This is a genomic window from Synechococcus sp. R55.2 (genome assembly GCF_047462075.1).
In the GTDB taxonomy this organism is placed as follows: Bacteria; Cyanobacteriota; Cyanobacteriia; order Thermostichales; family Thermostichaceae; genus Thermostichus.
Map to the genome: position 1 here is coordinate 1 of NZ_JANSIH010000200.1, position 761 is coordinate 761.

A 761-nucleotide genomic window follows, 5' to 3' on the forward strand; every position below is an offset into this window, starting at 1 on the left:
TGCTCAGGTGCTGTCGGATTTGGATGCGGCGGTGGATTGGGCAATTGGCAACTCAGGTGCGGATCCAGAGCGGGTGGGCATTACTGGCTTTTGCTGGGGTGGTCGAATCACTTGGTTGTACGCGGCTCACCGACCCGGCTTGAAGGCAGGTGTTGCCTGGTACGGTAGTTTGGTGGGAGAGGCCACACTCTTAACCCCAAGGCATCCGCTGGATGTGGCAGCCAGCCTGAAGGCACCTGTGTTGGGTTTGTATGGTGGTGCAGATACCAGCATTCCCTTGGAAACGGTGGAGCAAATGAAGTCAGCTCTGGAAGCTTGCGGAGATCCATCGCAGTTGATCATCTACCCGGATGCTCCCCACGCCTTTTTTGCCGATTATCGCCCCACCTATCGCCCAGAAGCGGCTGGTGACGCTTGGGAACGGTTGCAGGCTTGGTTTCGAGAACACGGCTTGGCCCAGGGATCCCGGTCTCAATGATGGGATCTCATCTGTTCCCGTCGGCAGGACGGAGTCTTTTTTTGACTGCGCCGAAGGCAGAGCTTGGGGCAAGCTGGTATATTCCTAGCCATCTCAGGGAAACAGCATGGAAGCACATGAGTTCTGGGCTCGTACCGACAGCCAAGGTCAACTGATTTTGCCCATGCGGGCGCAGGAACAATTGCCCAAAAATCGAGTTGTGCGGGTGCTGGTGTTGGTAGATGAGCAGGAGCTGGCTCCGGCGGATCCTTCACAGGAGCAGTTGCCCACTGCCTCGCCAGAT

1 protein-coding gene is annotated in these 761 nt (G+C 57.2%); it reads left to right on the plus strand.

Annotated features, from left to right (window positions below; genetic code table 11):
* Nucleotides 1-478: dienelactone hydrolase family protein (locus NW838_RS06830; protein ID WP_414427748.1), on the plus strand; the 478-nt coding region annotated here is incomplete at its 5' end.
* Between the last annotated feature and the right edge of the window lie 283 nt (nucleotides 479-761).